The organism is Veillonella sp. (genome assembly GCF_018364065.1).
Lineage (GTDB): Bacteria > Bacillota > Negativicutes > Veillonellales > Veillonellaceae > Veillonella_A.
On sequence record NZ_JAGZMO010000009.1, the window covers coordinates 43,540 to 60,541 of the forward strand.

Sequence of the window (17,002 nt, forward strand, 5' to 3'; positions counted from 1 at the left end):
TTCCAAAGCCGTACGAACGGGGACCTGTTTCTTTTTTACCCACAAATGATGAGGTGTACCATGAAAATTATTGTAATGGAACCATTAGGTGTAAGACTGCAGAAAATTGAAGAGTTAGCGGCACCGCTTAAAGCGCAAGGTCATGATTTCGTATATTACGAAACCAAGGAAACTGACCAGGCCGCCCTCTTAGAACGTGTAAAAGATGCAGACATTATTATGTTGGCCAATCAGCCATTGTCCGGCGACATCATCCGCCAATGCCCTAATTTGAAGTTTATTTCCATCGCTTTCACCGGCGTTGACCATGTAGACTTGGCCGCTTGCCGCGAACGTGAAATCGTTGTTTCCAATGCGGCCGGCTACTCCACTAACGCCGTAGCGGAACTTGCATTCGGTCTCGCCATTTCAACAATCCGCAACATCGTGCCATGTGACGAACGTTGCCGCACCAACGGAACTAAAGACGGCCTTGTAGGCTTCGAATTGTTTGGCAAAACATTCGGTGTTGTAGGTACCGGTGCTATCGGCCGCCGCGTAGCTGAAATCGCTTTGGCCTTCGGCTGCAAAGTTATCGCTTACAACCGCAGTGTAAAACCTGAGTTGGAAGCTAAAGGCGTAACATTCGTAGACAAAGACACTCTTTTCAAAGAAGCGGACTTCGTATCCTTACATACTCCATTGACTGCTGAAACTAAAGGTCTTGTAAATGATGCAGCCATCCGTCTTATGAAACCAACCGCAGTTCTTATCAACACGGCTCGCGGCGGCGTAGTCGACAGCGAAGCCTTGGCAAACGCTCTTAATGAAGGCCGTTTAGCCGCAGCAGGCATTGACGTTTTCGAAATGGAACCTCCAATTCCTACAGATCACCCTCTTTGCCATGCTAAAAACTGCGTACTTACTCCGCATGTAGCCTTCGCCAGCAAAGAAGCCCTTGAAACACGTGCTGATATCGTGTTCAAAAACATCGACTGCTACTTGGAAGGGGCTCCTCAAAACTTAGTGAAATAATCTTTTGACCTGGTCAAAATTTCATTGCTTAATCAAAATTTTATTTTATAATCACCCCTCAACTTGCGTCGTACACTAGAAATATTATATATTGTATATATAAACGTTTTCTATAACCGCGAGGAGGTGAAATACCAATGAAATACGTTTCCACTACTATAAAAACCGGGATTTCCTTTGGCTCTGCATTGGCCATGGTCGTTAGTTATACTAATTGGCATTCGATTCCATGGGCCATATTTCACGGCATTCTCGGTTGGGTCTATGTAATTTATTACGCGATTTTCCACTAATCAAACAGTAGCCAATGATAGGCATCGCATAACAGCTAAAAGGCAGTGAATATCGCATAACATGCTAAAAGGCAGTGAATACTGAATTATCTCAGTGTTCACTGCCTCTTTTTTTCTATTTTGTCCTAACCGCTTTTCCGTTTTTGTCCGAACAGAACGGCTTATCAGGGCGTATCAAGGATTATCAGGGTTCATTATAATATAGAATCCTATTTACTGTTTTTAATCTCATAGGATTCTATTTGCTGTTTTTAATTTCATCGTAATTGAACAACAAGTTCAATACTACGGCGGTCAGCGCGCCCACTACGATGCCGCTTTCCAAGAGAATGCGCACAGACGCAGGGAATTGAGCGAACAGTCCCGGTGTTACGGTCACACCAAGGCCCAATGCAATGGAGCAAGCCGCTACAAGCATGGTATTGGAGTTTGTAAAGTCAGCTTTACCCAACATGCGGATACCGGCCGCACAAACCATACCGAACATGGCGATCATGGCTCCGCCCAATACGCTGGTAGGAATAATCGTCGCCAGAGCGGCAAACTTAGGTGCCAGGCCCAACAAAATCAGCATAAAGCCACAAACGGATACTACCACTGTGGAACGTACTTTTGAAAGTTCCACCAGGCCTACGTTTTGAGAAAAGGTAGTATATGGGAAGGAGTTAAAAATACCGCCAATAATGGAGGCCAAACCTTCCGCACGATAGCCGCGCGCCAAATCATCAGATGTAATCTTGCGCTCGCAAATTTCACCAAGCGCTAGGAATACACCGGTGGACTCTACCATGCTCACAATGGCCACGATAGTCATCGTCAGGATGGCGCTGCCGTGGAAGGTCGGCAATCCAAAATAGAACGGCTGCGGAATATGAGCCCAGGACGCTTCCACCACCGGCGTCATATCCACGAGGCCCATCATGAAGGCCACCACGGTGCCGAATACGAGGCCCAATAACACGGAAATGGCCTGAATATATCCTTTGAATAAGCGATTTAAGATTAAAATAAATGCCAACACAGCCAATCCTAAGATAATATGTACAGGGGATCCGAAGTCGGGGCTGCCTAATCCGCCGGCCAAGTTATTCATGGCTACCGGAACTAAGGTGACGCCGATAACGGTCACAATAGAGCCCGTTACTACAGGTGGGAAGAACCGCACCAACCGGCCGAACCAGTGAGAAATCAAAAAGACGATTAAGCCGGATACAATAATGGCACCGTAAATCGCCCCCAAGCCAAACTCTTTGCCGATGGATATCATAGGGAATACGGCCGTAAACGTACAGCCTAATACAACCGGCAAGCCGATGCCGAACACTTTATTACGCCACACCTGCAACAACGTAGCAATACCGGACGTCAATAAGTCGGCGCCGATCAAATACGCCACGTGCAGTGTATCCAAGCCTAAACTGCTGCCCACGATGAGCGGTACAATTACAGCGCCGGCATACATAGCCAGCACATGCTGCAAGCCCAGGAAAAAGACCTGGCTTTTTTTGTAGCCATCCATTAATATAATGCCTCCTAACTAAATGCTAAACCATAGTATTATTTCATCTATCAGAAAATTAAATGCACAAATTTATATTCACAATATACATTATTCAAGTATGTATATTGAATTTCTTTATTATATACACAGTTATACGTTTTTCAAATTTATACAGTATATTAAATTTAATTATATCATTATTCGGCATAAAAAAGTAAAAGCGGCTTGATCTTTTCAGAATCAAGCCGTTTATTTACATATAAACCCTTAGGAATTACAAATTACTGGTTAAGATTAATCTTCCTTCAATTCCTGAGCAATGTAATCCATAAATGTCTTCATGGTTTCCCACTTAGAGTTATTATTGCGATATACAAAGCATACTTGTAAATACAATGGTTTAGCTAAGGTATATACACCTTCTTCAATGCCCAATGCTTCTAACAAGTGACGAGAAATCAAAGCGCCGGACTCATTGCGTTTGCAATAGTCGATCATGGCGTAAGGATTGGAAAGTCTTACCAACTGTGGTAAAGACTGGCGTCCTTCTTCAGAGAAGTAAGATTTCAAACGATGGCTCATGAAGTATTTTGGTGGATACATAACCATCGGATAATCCAAGATTTCTTCACATGTTACAGGATGTGCGTCCATCTTGCGGTTCGGTGCATAATATACAACCGAGTCTTCACGGAGCGCAATACTTTCGTATGCACTCATATCCTTGTTGTTAGGTAAATAGCAAGTACCGATATCAATGCGATTTTCACGCAAATCCAACAACATTTCTTCTTCTTCCATATCATACACGGAAATAGCGAAGTTTGGATTAGTTTGTTGGAAATACGCTACATGCGCATTCATACGTACATCGCCGATACTGCGTAGAATACCTACGTTCAACATTGGACGCTCTAATTTATTGGCTAAGCGAATGCTATGAATAGCTCGTTCTAACGTTTCAATGATATGCTCAGCTTCAGGCAAAAACTTTTCGCCTTCCGGTGTCAAGCGGCTGCCTCTGGTCGAGCGTGCAATTAACTTCACCCCTACCAATCTTTCAAGCTTTTTCATCTGCGCACTAAAAGCAGATTGAGTAATATTAGCCGCCTGCGCCGCTAATGTAAAGTTTCCCATTTTGCTGTACGTTATAAAGCTTTGCAACTCTTGCAGGGTAGGTAGTTCTTCCATCCAGTTCATCTCCTTTTATGCGAATACTTAACAAAACACCTGTCACTACGTATAGTGGTCACCACCAGGTAACGTCGTCTTCTATAAAAATCAGTAATCTATTTGTAACTTATATTAAAGGTTACCTCATTATAGCATGTTTACAATTTTTAAGAAAACGTTTATAAAATTTTTTAATAGTCATAATTAAAATCATACAAGATTTATATAATTTAACTATCACTTATATTTTTTATTTAGGAAGCTCTTACTATTCCCTAATTATAAGAAAATTGCTAAACAAAATCGCTCTTGTAAAAAGTTTGTAAACCCTCAAAATTTTATACAGAGATTAAAATTTTATATATACGTTATTATTAGATAGTTTTATGAACATTCTTTTATTTATTAACAAAAAAGTCCAACCATATAAGTAGAGTTTTAAAATTTACCATGTACTTTGAAAATTGTCTAGATAGGATAGACTTTAAAGGTTGACAATAAAATCCTTCAGCCTGTTAGATTACTAAAACGCATATATTTAGATATGCCGATTTTACGCTATACTCCCTATAGGTATTCACAATTGTGCATAAATTTTCTATATTAATAACAAAAATGCATGCATAATAATTCTTTCATTTTTTCCATTCATTCATGAAGAACATTCGCTGTATGCGCACAAAAGTCTCTTTAAAATACTATCTAATTGTACCATGTATACGTACCTTAGTGCACTGTCGCTAATCATCACTTTTTTTATTCCATTTTTTGACAGTTATAATTCATTTTTCAATCCGTTTAAATTTGATTTCCGATGTACTAAATTGAAAAAGTTTTTAATAATTCATATCAAAATAGGGATAAGAAAAAGTGTTTTTTTGCCAAAATCTGTGTCATAATTAATAAAAGGATAAAGTGATAAAGCCCTAAAATATAGGCTTTTCCCTGCATAAAGAATGCTTATATATATTGACACGGCTCCCCCTTCGTGATAGAATATTTGAGTACCTAAATTTGGTACATGTTATTTTTCATTATGAGGTGATAAACACATGGCAACGAGAAGAGAAGCACGCTTTAAGTTATGTCGTCGCTTCGGTGTGAACGTTTTCGGTCACTCCAAAGCTTTAAAGCGCGTAAAGAAAGACCAACGTCAGAAAAAATTATCTGAATACGGTTTACAATTATTAGAAAAACAAAAAGTTAAAGCATATTACAACTTGCTAGAACGCCAGTTCGTACGCTATTACGATAAAGCGAAAAAAATGCAGGGTGTTACCGGCGAAAACATGTTAGTATTGTTAGAATGCCGTCTTGACAATCTTGTATATCGCATCGGCTTCGGCAACTCCATCCGTCAAGCACGTCAGATGGTAAACCATGGCCACATTCTTGTTAACGGCCGCCGCGTTGATATTCCATCCTACCAGTGTAAAGCTGGCGATGTTATCGAACTTCGCGAAGCATCCCGTGACAACGAAATGTTCAAAACAAACTTCCAGGAACTTCGTTCTTTCGAACTTCCTTACATTACTAAAGAATTAGAAGGCTTCAAAGCTACTTTGACTCGTCTTCCTGAACGTTCCGAACTTCCAATCGAAGTTAACGAAACACTTATCGTCGAATTGTACTCCAAATAATCGACATTACAAAAGACCGTCACCCTTTTGGGTTGGCGGTCTTTTTTTATCTGTAAAACACCTAAACCAAACAAGCTAAACACTAAAAGCACTAAAAGTAGCGAAAGCAACAAAAGCAATAAAAAGAAGGCTTCCTTGCGGAGGCCTTCTTATATATTGCTGATTAACTATTTTAATAGTCGGCTTTTCTATTTAACTTCAACCAATGTATATTCTCTGGATCCCAAGCCCAATTCTTCCGCATGGTTAAGCGCCGCTTCCCAGTCAACATCATGGAACATGGCTGTAAAATAATCACCCTGTGTATGTTTATGACCGTCCAGCACGCTGCCCGGCATAATCGGCTGTGCGTTTACTTTGTCTGCGCAAGCCTGATCAAGCGCTACCAAGTCGCTGGATGCGAACATACCTACATCCGGTACGATTGGAATATCGTTTTCACCATGGCAGTCGCAATATGGCGATACATCAACCGCCAAGCTGATATGGAAAGTAGGACGATTGCGAACAACAGCCGCTGTATATTCCGCCATTTTTTCGCTCAATGCCGTATTAGCCGCATCCCACATTGGAGAGATGGCATCAACCGGACATACGCCTACGCATCGGCCGCAGCCTACGCACTTTTCTTCCGTAATAAAGGATTTTCTATTAGTTACATGCACCGCATCATGAGCGCAATACTGTTCACATTTACCGCAACCTACGCAGATTTCCTGTTGAACGAACGGTTTGCCTGCACTGTGTTGTTCCATTTTACCGGCGCGGGAGCCACCGCCCATGCCAAGATTTTTAATGGCACCACCGAAGCCGGCCGATTCATGACCTTTAAAATGTGTTAAGGAAATTACAATATCCGCATCCATCAAGGCCTGACCGATCTTAGCTTCTTTTACATATTTTCCGTCAGGAACAGGAACCAATGTTTCATCCAAACCTTTCAAGCCATCGGCAATGATGACATGAGCGCCTGTATTATAAGGGTTAAATCCGTTCTGATAGGCCGATTCAATGTGATCAAGGGCATTCTTACGGCCACCTACATATAAGGTGTTGCAGTCAGTCAAGAATGGCTTACCGCCCAAATCTTTGATAACTTCCACTAAGCGCGCTACATATTGAGGGCGCAAGAACGCCAAGTTGCCCGGTTCGCCGAAATGCAATTTAATGGCTACGAACTTGTTAGTGAAATCGATATTTTCAATACCTGCCTTTGTGATGAGGCGCTCGAACTTATCTGTTAAACTTTCCCCGATGCGTGTGTGCATGGATGTAAAATAAACTTTTGACGACATACCTATGTCACTCCTTTACCTATACCAATCGCATTCATTGCTCGCCCTTCCCGGCTAACAACTATGTATGCTACCCTTATTATATCAAATATTTCTCAATTAGATAGACATTTATTAGCATTTATCGTTTGAAAATCATTCCCACTTATTAATCAAGGCAACTGCAAATGCTCCATCAGCGCAGCGACGCAACATCCTACAATTGCACTCGGCCACGGCCTACAACTGTTTCTATACTAGCTAGTTTCTTTTCAATAAAAAAGGTCTGCCCATACTACAGGTTCTGTAATATGAGCAGACTTTTTTGCCGGCAATCGTTATTGCCCTTGTTATTTATTTTTTGACTCCAATTGTGAGCCTTATCTGTACGCCACTCGCTCAGGCTGCATGTCATGGAAATGCAGTCTTTCTTTAGCTACTTTTTCCCATTCAGTACCGGCTTTGCCGTAGTTAGCGAATGGATCGATAGCCAAGCCGCCGCGTGGTGTAAACTTGCCCCACACTTCAATATATTTCGGATCCATCAGTTTAATGAGGTCCTTCATAATGATATTGACGCAATCTTCGTGGAAGTCCCCGTGATTGCGGAAACTGAACAAGTATAATTTTAAAGATTTACTTTCTACCAAACGTTCATCCGGAACGTAAGAGATGTAAATTGTTGCAAAGTCAGGTTGTCCTGTCATTGGACATAAACTGGTAAATTCAGGACAGTTGAATTTTACGAAGTAATCATTGCCCGGATGTTTGTTCACAAATGATTCAAGCACTTCCGGTGCATAATCGGTAGGATAATTGGTTTTAGCACTGCCTAAACCGTGTACGCCCTGTAGTTCATCGCTTGTTCTGCCGCTTCCCATATGGCTGACCTCCTTAATAACTTTAATTGTAAGCCTAATTTCATAACCTCTTAAAATTGCTCACTCAGCAATTATATAAGAATGTATATTTATTTCTGTGTATTTTATACCTGTGCGGACTGATTATCCGGCAAACGTTCTGCTGATGTTTCTGCTACATCTGCTTCTGTTGCTTTTGATACGCCTGAAGTTTCAACTGTTTTCAAGCCCATCACTCGTTCCAGCGCATTCACAAGGAAATAACTGAATACGGCGGAAATACTCTGCCCCACTAATAACGAGGTCACCAACAACGCGTATGGCAAATCAAGTAGCGGCGCCAACCAAAGTGGCACTACTAAGGACGGTACCAACGCAATGAACGGAATTACAATCCAGTTGCCGAAGCCTAAACGCTTACCGATTACGATACCGCCGGTTGTAACTAAACCTACGATACAGCCGCCAATGGCGTCAATTGGTCCCAGGCCGCCCATGATAAAATTACTGATCAAGTTGGCCAAGCCGAATACGATGACAGTAAACGGGAACAGCGATGCCAAGCCATACAACGCCGTAGCAATACGCACCTGGTATTGGCCGAAGGCAAAGCCCTGGGTAATCAACATAACAACAATGTAAAGAGCCAGACAAAGACCGCTGACGGTCAGTTTTTTGGTCGTACTCCATGTACGCACCGAGTTCATACGATTCATATTAAATTCTCCTTAGTTTTATTTAAAGACAGGATGGTTACGAACTGTCTTGCACCTGTAAGCAGGCACAATAATAACAGGCGATACATAGTATCGCCTGTTATTTCAGTAATTTAATATTACCATTAAGTATGTGATTCGTCAAACACTCTTATTTAAACTCTTCGTAAAGTTGTTTAAACAAGTCTTCCGAAGGTTTTACCACATCGTGAATCAATGCACGTTCGTGTGGACCGCCATTGGCAGCAGCCATAGCTTTTTCGAAAGAAGGTCTTTCAGTGTTCTGGTAGATCAAGCCGGTAACGAGACCGTCATGTTCAACCAATGCTTTAAGTGCAGCCGCACGGTCATGGATGTCATAACCTTCGATTGTACTTAAAGAAGTCAAATTGTCTTTGAAATAATCGTAACCGTTACGTTTGTTGTAAGTTACGCAAGGGCTGAATACGTTGATGAAGGAGAATCCGTCATGTTTCATACCTTGTTTAATCAATTCCACAAGTTCTGCACGATTTGTCATGTAGCCTTGTGCTACGAATGTAGCACCTGCCGCGATTGCTGTTTCGCAGATTGGCAATGGAGATTCGAAAGAACCATGTGGAGATGTTTTAGTAACGAAGCCGATGTCGGAACGAGGGGATGTTTGACCCTTTGTTAAGCCGTATACATGGTTATCCATTACGATGTATGTAATATTTACATTACGTTTAAACGCGTGGATTGTATGGCCCATACCGATAGCGAACGCGTCGCCGTCACCGCCGCACACTACTACGTTTAAATCTTCGTTAGCTAATTTTACGCCCTGTGCATATGGAAGCGCACGACCATGAGTTGTATGCGCACCGTATGTATAGAAGTAACCGCCAATACGGCTGGAGCAACCGATACCGGAGATAACAGCCAGGTTTTCAGGACTAATGTCTTGAGCAGCTACAGCGTCGGCAATAGCGGCCTGTACCCCATAGTGGCCACAGCCGGGGCACCAGTTAGGGCGAATATCATTTCTATAATCCATTGGTGTTGCCATATTATAAAACCTCCTTAATTGCTTTTTTCACATACGTTGCTGTAAATGGATTACCATCATATTTTAAGCAACTATGGAGTTTTGTCTTATCAGGCATATGAATGCGGAATAAATCAGTTAACTGTTCAGTCGCATTTTGTTCACAAATAACAACTTTTTTAGCCTTTTCAAAGAATGGCAATAATTGTTCAGTTGGGAAAGGTTTAATCAAGCGAAGTTGTAAGTGGTTAACTTTTACGCCTTCTGCTTCAAGTTCTGCAGCAGCTTCTTCGATAGCGCCGCGGCTGGATGTAATACCGATTACCAATACATCACATTCATCATGCTTAGCATTGTTCAAGAATGGATCGTATACAGCAGCTACGCCTTTAAGTTTGCGTAAACGTTTGTCAGTCTGGCTTACGTGCATGCTAGGTGCTTCAGCCGGTTTACCTTCTTCATTATGTTCCAAACCGGTGGATAAGAACAAGCCGTTCTTAGTACCAGGAATTGTACGAGGGGAAATGCCGTCTTCTACAAGTTCGAAACGTTTGAAGTAATGAGGACGTTCTAATTCAGGAAGGTCTTCTTCTTTCATCAATTTACCGCGTTTAATAGGTACACGGTTCATATCGAATGTAGGTACGGACTGTTTATTCAAGCCTTGTTGTAAGTCAGGCATGAAGATTACAGGGCATTGGAATTCTTCCGCCAAGTTGAATGCATGTTGAATTTCATAGAAGCATTCTTCAATACTTGTAGGAGCAATTACGATATTGGCATAGTCGCCGTGCGCATTATGGCAGGCAGCGTTAATATCGGATGTTTCAACTTTAGTCGCCATGCCTGTAGATGGACCGGAACGTTGAACGTCTATAACTACCATTGGCAATTCAGCCATGGATGCCATGGATAAGGATTCAGCCATCAAGCTGAGACCAGGGCCGGACGTACAAGTGAAGCCGCGAACGCCTGCGTATACACCACCCATAGCAGTCATACAAGCAGCGATTTCGTCTTCTGTCTGTACTACAGTAGCGCCGATTTTATCCATTCTCTTAATCATATATTCCATAACTTCGGAAGCCGGAGTGATTGGATAGGATGCCATGAAACGGGAACCCGCTGCAATAGCGCCCAAAGCAATCGCTTCGTTGCCCAAGAGGAACATTTGATCTTTCTTTTCAGGAATCGGTAATGTGTCGATTTCCGCATCACCGCGTTTGGATACGATAAAATCATGGCCTTCTTCGAAAGCTTGTAAGTTTTTATCGATAACATCTTGAGATTTCTTAGCAAAGCGTACTTCAATAGCTGTCTTGAATGGAGCCTTATCAAATCCTAAGAGAGCAACAGACATACCCAAGGCAACGATGTTTCTCATCATCAAGGAGCCTTGTTTCATAGCTGTTTCAGTGATAGGTACTGCCAAGCAGGTAACATTATGACCTTCGTAAGCAGAGAAATCAGGTTCTACCTTGCTATCACAGATGATGTAACCGCCGTCACGAACTTCAGTGCCGTGTTTGTCCACAGTTTCCTGGTCCAATGCGACTAAGAAGTCGATTTGTTCGCCTACAGTCATGATAGGTTCTAAAGCGATACGCAAAGCGAATGTGGTATGACCACCTTTAATACGCGATGCAAATAAGCGTTGACTATACAACGAGTAGCCTTCTTTGGCTAAAATTGTGGCCATAATTTCGCCGCAGCTCTCGATACCTTCGCCCTGCTGGCCACCCATTTTCCAGATAAAATCTTTACGTTGTTGCAAAAGATTCACCCTCCTTAGGATTGTAATACAATACGCTCTTAAAATTTTACTATCTCTTAACTTGTTCTTATTCTATCATCTTTATGCAAAATTCGCAAACAAATATGCCAGTTTGAAATGCATATTATTCATACTTGAAAATCTAATTTTTTCAATGAATATATAAGTATATTCTTTTCTATAGTGTATATAATGACAGTAATAAATCGAGTAAATGAGAAAAATAAAAAGTGTATTAATATTCTTGTTTTTAGAATATTAATACACTTGAAGATTAGTTTTATTTATTATTTTTTACAATTTTTTCAGAAGAAGTTCTAACTACTATTCAGACAAGCTCTCTTCCAATGCCTGTCGCCTTGCAGTAATTACGTCCTTCATTCGCTCATCGGTAAAGAATATTTCTTCCAGGAACAGCCCCTGCGGCGGTGCGGTCTTCCCGATAGCGCGACGATCACGCTGTTCCAACAGTGCACCAATATGTGCAGGATCTACTTTCCCACGTCCTGCATCCACTAAGAGGCCTGCAATATTGCGCACCATATGGTACAGGAATCCATCACCGATAACGTGAAGACGAATCATAGGCCCATCCAAAATCGGGGTAATGGCATAAATCGTTTTCACCGGATTGGCCGGTGTGGAATTGGTCCCTTGCAGCGTTGTGAAATCATGAGTTCCTTCCAGGGCTTTTGCCGCCTCAATCATTTCCAACAAAGATAACGGCTTTTTCACATGCCAGTGATACCGCATATGAATCGGATCCTCAATGGGATGATTGCGGATTTCATATACATATTCTTTACCCACAATATTCCAGCGCGGCTTCCAGTCGAGAGGAATTTCCTCTGCCTGCGTCACTACAATGTACGGTGGTAGATGAGCAATCAATGCTCGCAGCAAATTTTCCACAGGAATACGCCCCTCAGTGAGGAACGTTACTACCTGGAATCGGGCATGAACACCTGCATCCGTTCGGGAGGCACCATAAATCGAAATGGGCTCATTACACACTTTACTGAGGGCGGTTTCCAGGCATTCCTGCACAGTAATACTGTTGGCCTGACGTTGATAGCCGCTCAACAAGGTGCCGTCATAAGCTACGATTAATCGTATATTCCGTTTCAACCAAGTTCTCCTTTCCTGCGATTCTAATTATAATTCAAACTAAAACTAACACTCATATCCAAATTCAAGCTCAAGCTCAAGTCCAAGTCCAAGTCCAAGTCCAAGTCCAAGTCCAAGTCCAAGTCCAAGTCCAAGTCCAAGTCCAAGTCCAAGTCCAAGTCCAAGTCCAAAGCGATCTTACCAAAGAACGCCTCTAAAACGCAATGCCAACAGCACGGCCGTCACAAGTAAGACCGCTCCTAAGCCGATATAATCGACCGACGTAATAACCAGCTCTTTCATGCGCGTTCTGTTTTCACCGCCCCGATAGCAGCGAGCTTCCATGGCGATGGCCAACTCATCGGCACGTCGAAATGCACTGATAAAGAGTGGCACCAACAGTGGAATCATATTCTTGGCGCGCTTTACAATACTGCCCGTAGTAAAGTCTGCACCACGCGCTTCCTGCGCCTTCATAATGCGGTCCGTTTCTTCCAACAGGGTTGGGATGAATCGCAACGCAATAGTCATCATCATAGCTAACTCATGAGCCGGTACACCGATACGCTTAAACGGGTTTAATAAATATTCAATCCCGTCCGTAAGACGGATTGGTGAAGTCGTATAGGTCAGCAAAGAGGAGAAAAGAATGAGGAATACCAAACGAGCCCCCATAAAGCTCCCCATGCGCAACCCTTCCTCCGTAATAGATAGGAAGCCATATTGCCACACAACTGTCCCCGGTGTGGTGAACACATGGATTAATAAGGTGAATGCAATGATAATCCACAAAGGCTTAATGGACGTCCAAATAAGTCGCAAAGGCAAGCGGGACATGCCCATAGCCAAGAACGTAAACGCCCCCACCAGCAAGTATGCTTCTACGGAGTCCGCCAAGAAGATGGCAATCATGAAAATAAGCGTGCTCATAATCTTGGCGCGAGGATCCATGCGATGCAAGAAGGAATCACCTGGGAAATATTGTCCAATTGTAATATTAGTCAGCATGGGACACCTTCCCTTCTTTCCGATTCTTACTACGTTTCATACGTTTTCCCGTTTTAGTCCGGCTCTCTGTTTTATTCTGATTCTCTGTTTTATTCTGAATCTCTGTTTTTACCGGGTTTTCTTCTTTTGCCAAATTTTCTGTTTCTACAGTTTTTTCAGATTCTGTGCTTTTTACTGTATCGGAGTTCTTATTAATTAACCCTTCAATCTGGTCAACAGCCTCATCAATGGACGATACGCCCACATTGACATTGAGGTTACGAGACTTCAAGTAGTACATAAGATCTACCACAGGCGGCACGTCTACACCGGTTGCCTGTAAGGCTTCGCGGTTATTGGAGAAAATATCAACCGGCTTACCGTCCAGTTTAATCTGGCCGTCATCGATTACGATGAGGCGGTTCGCCATGCGGGAAATATCTTCCATATTGTGAGACACTAAAATAACCGTTACACCTTTTTTACGGTGCAAGTCGATGATTCTATTGAAAATCTCATCACGACCGAACGGATCAAGGCCCGCAGACGGTTCGTCCAAGATTAAATAATTTGGATTTAACGCCACTACGCCTGCAATGGCTACACGGCGCATTTGGCCGCCGGACAATTGGAACGGTGAACGCGTTGCATACGTATCATAATCAAGGCCAACGAACTCCATAGCCTCGCGTACACGGGCGTCTATTTCCTCTTCCGGCACACCTAAGTTGCGCGGTCCGAACGCAATATCCTGAGCGATTGTCTCTTCGAAGAGCTGGTGCTCCGGATATTGGAATACCATACCTACTGTATGGCGCATTTTTTTTGCTTCTTCCGTCTTATCCGCCAGGTTAACGCCATTAACAGTTACTGTACCTTCCGTAGGGTGCAATAAGCCGTTCAAATGCTGTACCAGCGTCGATTTGCCGGAGCCCGTATGGCCGATGATGCCCACAAAGTCCCCTTCATTAATCGTAAGATTAATCTTCTTCAGAGCTTCCTTGCGGTACGGCGTATGTTCTCCATATATGTATGTTACATTTTCCAGTACTATCGGCATAACTGATCCCCCAACTCTTCTTCCGTAATGATGCCGGCCGGCATGGAAATGCCCTGCTGTGCCAATTTATGTGCCACTTCGGCAGCTACCGGTACATCAAGTCCCAAGTCTTTCAACATCTCTACTTGCGAGAAAATCTGATGAGGCGTACCTTCTTCAATTAATTTACCGTTCTTCATAACCACCACACGATCGGAAGCTACCGCTTCTTCCATGAAGTGCGTAATGTAAACGATGGTAATGCCTTCTTCTTTATTTAAGCGGCGTACTGTTTCCAACACTTCTTTGCGACCTGTAGGATCCAGCATAGCCGTCGGTTCATCTAATACAATGCAGGCCGGTTTCATAGCCAATACACCGGCGATGGCGATGCGCTGCTTCTGACCGCCCGATAAGAGGCCCGGCGAATGGAGAGCATACTCCGTCATATTGACGCTGGCCAATGCTTCGTCCACACGGCGACGAATTTCCTTAGGCTCAACACCCAGGTTTTCCGGTCCAAATGCCACATCTTCTTCTACGATAGCCGCTACAATCTGATTGTCCGGGTTCTGAAATACCATGCCCACATGTTGGCGAATGTCCCAAAGTTTTTCAGGTTCCTTCGTATTCATCCCCAATACCAGTACATCACCTTCAGACGGTGTTAAGAGTACGTTAAAATGCTTCGCCAAGGTACTCTTGCCGCTGCCGTTGGTGCCTATAATGCTGACAAACTCGCCCTTATTGATGGTTAGCGTCACATCATCAAGCGCTTTTACCACATTGCCGGTCTCATCCGTATAGGTATGACTCATGTGGTTCGTCTGAATAATAATATCTGCTGTGCTCATTGTTATCCTCATTTGTAAATTCGTTAAAGTATAACCGTTTGTGTTATCTTCCTTGGATTATGGTTATTTATGAACTACCTAACTGTAACTGTTAGTAGTCGTTTACTTAATATATTTATGCTTAATACTTGAGTGCTTAATACTCGAGTACTTTATACTCTAATGCTTAATAGTCTAATATTTAACTATTTTGTTCGTAATAGCTTCAGTCGCTACCACTCTGATAATATAAAAATACACATAATTCGTCAACCCAATAGCTTGATTAGGTTGCCAATTATATGTATTTGAACGCTTAGTGTATTTTGGAATAATAACAAAAAGCGGTGTTGCTAACGATTTGTTGCAACACCGTCTTACTTGTTATTATACTAGCTCGATAAGTGCTAATGGAGCTGCATCACCTTTACGAAGGCCAAGCTTAATTACACGAGTGTAACCGCCCTGACGATCAGCATATTTCGGAGCAATTTCATCAAATAATCTTTTAACTACATCTTCATCCATGAGGTAGGAAAGAACTTGACGACGAGCATGTAAATCACCACGTTTAGCAAGAGTGATCATCTGATCTGCTAAACCGCGCAATTCTTTAGCTTTCGCTTCAGTTGTTTCAATACGATCATATTGGAAGAAAGATGTTAACATACCGCGGAATAACGCTTTGCGAGCAGAGCTGTCACGGCCTAATTTTCTATACATTAGTCATCCTCCTTATTCGCCTTTTTTCTTTAGAGTAAAATTACCAGAAGGATGATTTTGGAGTTTTTCTTCAATCTCTTCAATGGACTTTTTACCCAAATTACGAACCTTACCTAAATCTTCAACTGTTTTGTCGAGAAGGTCCGCAATTGTGTTTATACCAGCACGTTTCAAACAGTTGTAAGCACGTACAGATAATTCCAAATCATCGATTGGAATCTTGGATGGACCGTCATCATCAGGTACATCGGTATCAATGCCTTCACCATCGATTGGGTCAATATCTGTATCGATAAATTCTTCAGCTGTGTGTGCTAATTTTGTGAAGTTCTTAAGGTAGCCGATCATGATATTGGCTGAACGAGCTACTGCTTCGGCTGCTGTAATGGAACCGTTAGTTACAACTTCTAAAGTCAACTTATCGAAGTCCATTTCATTGCCAACGCGCACATCACTTACTTCATACTTTGCTCGAAGAATTGGAGAGAAAATGGAGTCGATCGGAATACGACCGATTACATCGTCTTCTTTTTTATTCTTCGTAGATGGCACATATCCTTTACCACGTTCTATGCGCACATCCATCACTAGATGAGCTACCTCATCCATTGTAGCAATTACGAGGTCAGGATTTAAAATTTCTACGTCCGGTGGGAAATTTCTTGCGAGTTCACCGGCTGTTAAAACGCCTTCCTTCTGAATGTCTACATGGATATCCAACGGCAATTGTGTCTCGCTGTCAACACGAAGGCATAACTGCTTGAGATTTAGAATGATGTCTGTAACATCCTCACGAATACCGGGAATAGTAGAAAATTCATGAAGTACTCCATCAATTTTGATAGAAGTAATGGCCGCCCCATCTAAAGACGAAAGCAGAATGCGACGCAAGCTATTGCCGAGTGTAATCCCGTAGCCACGATCTAATGGTTCACAGACGAATTTACCATAACGACCGTCATCGCGTACTTCAACTTTCTCGATTCTTAATTTCTTTTCTTCGCTCATTAGGACAATCCTCCTCTTAAACACGCCTTGCATCTATAGTATATCACAGCT

The 17,002-nt window shown here is 42.5% G+C and carries 16 protein-coding genes and 1 pseudogene; 3 read left to right on the forward strand and 14 right to left on the reverse strand.

Annotated features, from left to right (window positions below; translation table 11 throughout):
- Positions 1–60 precede the first annotated feature (60 nt).
- Positions 61–1,014 (forward strand): 2-hydroxyacid dehydrogenase, encoded by a 954-nt coding sequence (locus KHZ77_RS08610; RefSeq protein WP_295197950.1) that lies wholly within the window; start codon positions 61–63, stop codon positions 1,012–1,014.
- Positions 1,015–1,151: 137 nt separating this feature from the next.
- Positions 1,152–1,307 carry a hypothetical protein gene (locus tag KHZ77_RS08615; protein ID WP_295197951.1) on the forward strand — a complete coding sequence of 52 codons (156 nt, stop codon included), beginning with the start codon at positions 1,152–1,154 and terminating at the stop codon, positions 1,305–1,307.
- Between the two features lie 238 nt (positions 1,308–1,545).
- Here the strand turns inward: KHZ77_RS08615 and KHZ77_RS08620 are convergent, their stop codons facing one another.
- Both KHZ77_RS08620 and KHZ77_RS08625 read right to left on the reverse strand, forming a co-directional pair.
- Positions 1,546–2,826 (reverse strand): nucleobase:cation symporter-2 family protein, encoded by a 1,281-nt coding sequence (locus KHZ77_RS08620; RefSeq protein ID WP_295197953.1) that lies wholly within the window; start codon positions 2,824–2,826, stop codon positions 1,546–1,548.
- Between the two features lie 276 nt (positions 2,827–3,102).
- Positions 3,103–3,999: a LysR family transcriptional regulator gene (locus KHZ77_RS08625; protein ID WP_295197957.1), complete on the reverse strand. Its 897-nt coding sequence runs from the start codon at positions 3,997–3,999 to the stop codon at positions 3,103–3,105.
- A 1,034-nt stretch (positions 4,000–5,033) separates the two neighbouring features.
- Here KHZ77_RS08625 and rpsD point away from each other — a divergent pair.
- Complete coding sequence (rpsD, locus tag KHZ77_RS08630) at positions 5,034–5,621, forward strand: 30S ribosomal protein S4 (protein ID WP_295197960.1); 588 nt, start codon at positions 5,034–5,036, stop codon at positions 5,619–5,621.
- Between the two features lie 188 nt (positions 5,622–5,809).
- On the opposite strand, the gene KHZ77_RS08635 is transcribed toward rpsD, so the two are convergent.
- The 12 genes and pseudogenes from KHZ77_RS08635 to KHZ77_RS08690 form a co-directional block, all read right to left on the reverse strand.
- Complete coding sequence (locus KHZ77_RS08635; RefSeq protein ID WP_295197962.1) at positions 5,810–6,916, reverse strand: DUF362 domain-containing protein; 1,107 nt, start codon at positions 6,914–6,916, stop codon at positions 5,810–5,812.
- A 359-nt stretch (positions 6,917–7,275) separates the two neighbouring features.
- The gene (queF, locus tag KHZ77_RS08640; RefSeq protein WP_295197964.1) at positions 7,276–7,776 is read right to left on the reverse strand and encodes a preQ(1) synthase; all 501 of its coding nucleotides are present in this window, start codon (positions 7,774–7,776) and stop codon (positions 7,276–7,278) included.
- A 104-nt stretch (positions 7,777–7,880) separates the two neighbouring features.
- The gene (locus KHZ77_RS08645) at positions 7,881–8,471 is read right to left on the reverse strand and encodes a QueT transporter family protein (protein WP_295197966.1); all 591 of its coding nucleotides are present in this window, start codon (positions 8,469–8,471) and stop codon (positions 7,881–7,883) included.
- Between the two features lie 151 nt (positions 8,472–8,622).
- Positions 8,623–9,501, reverse strand: a complete 879-nt coding sequence (locus KHZ77_RS08650) for a 2-oxoacid:ferredoxin oxidoreductase subunit beta (RefSeq protein ID WP_295197968.1) — start codon at positions 9,499–9,501, stop codon at positions 8,623–8,625.
- A 1-nt stretch (position 9,502) separates the two neighbouring features.
- Positions 9,503–11,254, reverse strand: a complete 1,752-nt coding sequence (locus tag KHZ77_RS08655; RefSeq protein ID WP_366664952.1) for a 2-oxoacid:acceptor oxidoreductase subunit alpha — start codon at positions 11,252–11,254, stop codon at positions 9,503–9,505.
- Positions 11,255–11,578: 324 nt separating this feature from the next.
- The gene (gene truA, locus KHZ77_RS08660) at positions 11,579–12,382 is read right to left on the reverse strand and encodes a tRNA pseudouridine(38-40) synthase TruA (RefSeq protein ID WP_295197972.1); all 804 of its coding nucleotides are present in this window, start codon (positions 12,380–12,382) and stop codon (positions 11,579–11,581) included.
- 23 nt (positions 12,383–12,405) lie between these two features.
- Complete coding sequence (locus KHZ77_RS08665) at positions 12,406–12,552, reverse strand: hypothetical protein (protein WP_295197975.1); 147 nt, start codon at positions 12,550–12,552, stop codon at positions 12,406–12,408.
- A 7-nt stretch (positions 12,553–12,559) separates the two neighbouring features.
- Positions 12,560–13,369, reverse strand: coding sequence for an energy-coupling factor transporter transmembrane protein EcfT (locus KHZ77_RS08670; RefSeq protein ID WP_295197979.1), 810 nt, complete (start codon positions 13,367–13,369; stop codon positions 12,560–12,562).
- Positions 13,370–13,568: 199 nt separating this feature from the next.
- Positions 13,569–14,408: pseudogene (locus KHZ77_RS08675) on the reverse strand (energy-coupling factor transporter ATPase); the annotation flags it as partial.
- A complete protein-coding gene (locus tag KHZ77_RS08680; RefSeq protein ID WP_295197982.1) occupies positions 14,399–15,241 on the reverse strand; it encodes an energy-coupling factor transporter ATPase in 843 nt (280 codons plus the stop codon). The pseudogene KHZ77_RS08675 and the gene KHZ77_RS08680, both read right to left, overlap by 10 nt.
- 366 nt (positions 15,242–15,607) lie before the next feature.
- Positions 15,608–15,943, reverse strand: coding sequence for a 50S ribosomal protein L17 (rplQ, locus tag KHZ77_RS08685; RefSeq protein WP_295197984.1), 336 nt, complete (start codon positions 15,941–15,943; stop codon positions 15,608–15,610).
- A 12-nt stretch (positions 15,944–15,955) separates the two neighbouring features.
- Positions 15,956–16,951, reverse strand: coding sequence for a DNA-directed RNA polymerase subunit alpha (locus tag KHZ77_RS08690; RefSeq protein WP_295197987.1), 996 nt, complete (start codon positions 16,949–16,951; stop codon positions 15,956–15,958).
- Between the last annotated feature and the right edge of the window lie 51 nt (positions 16,952–17,002).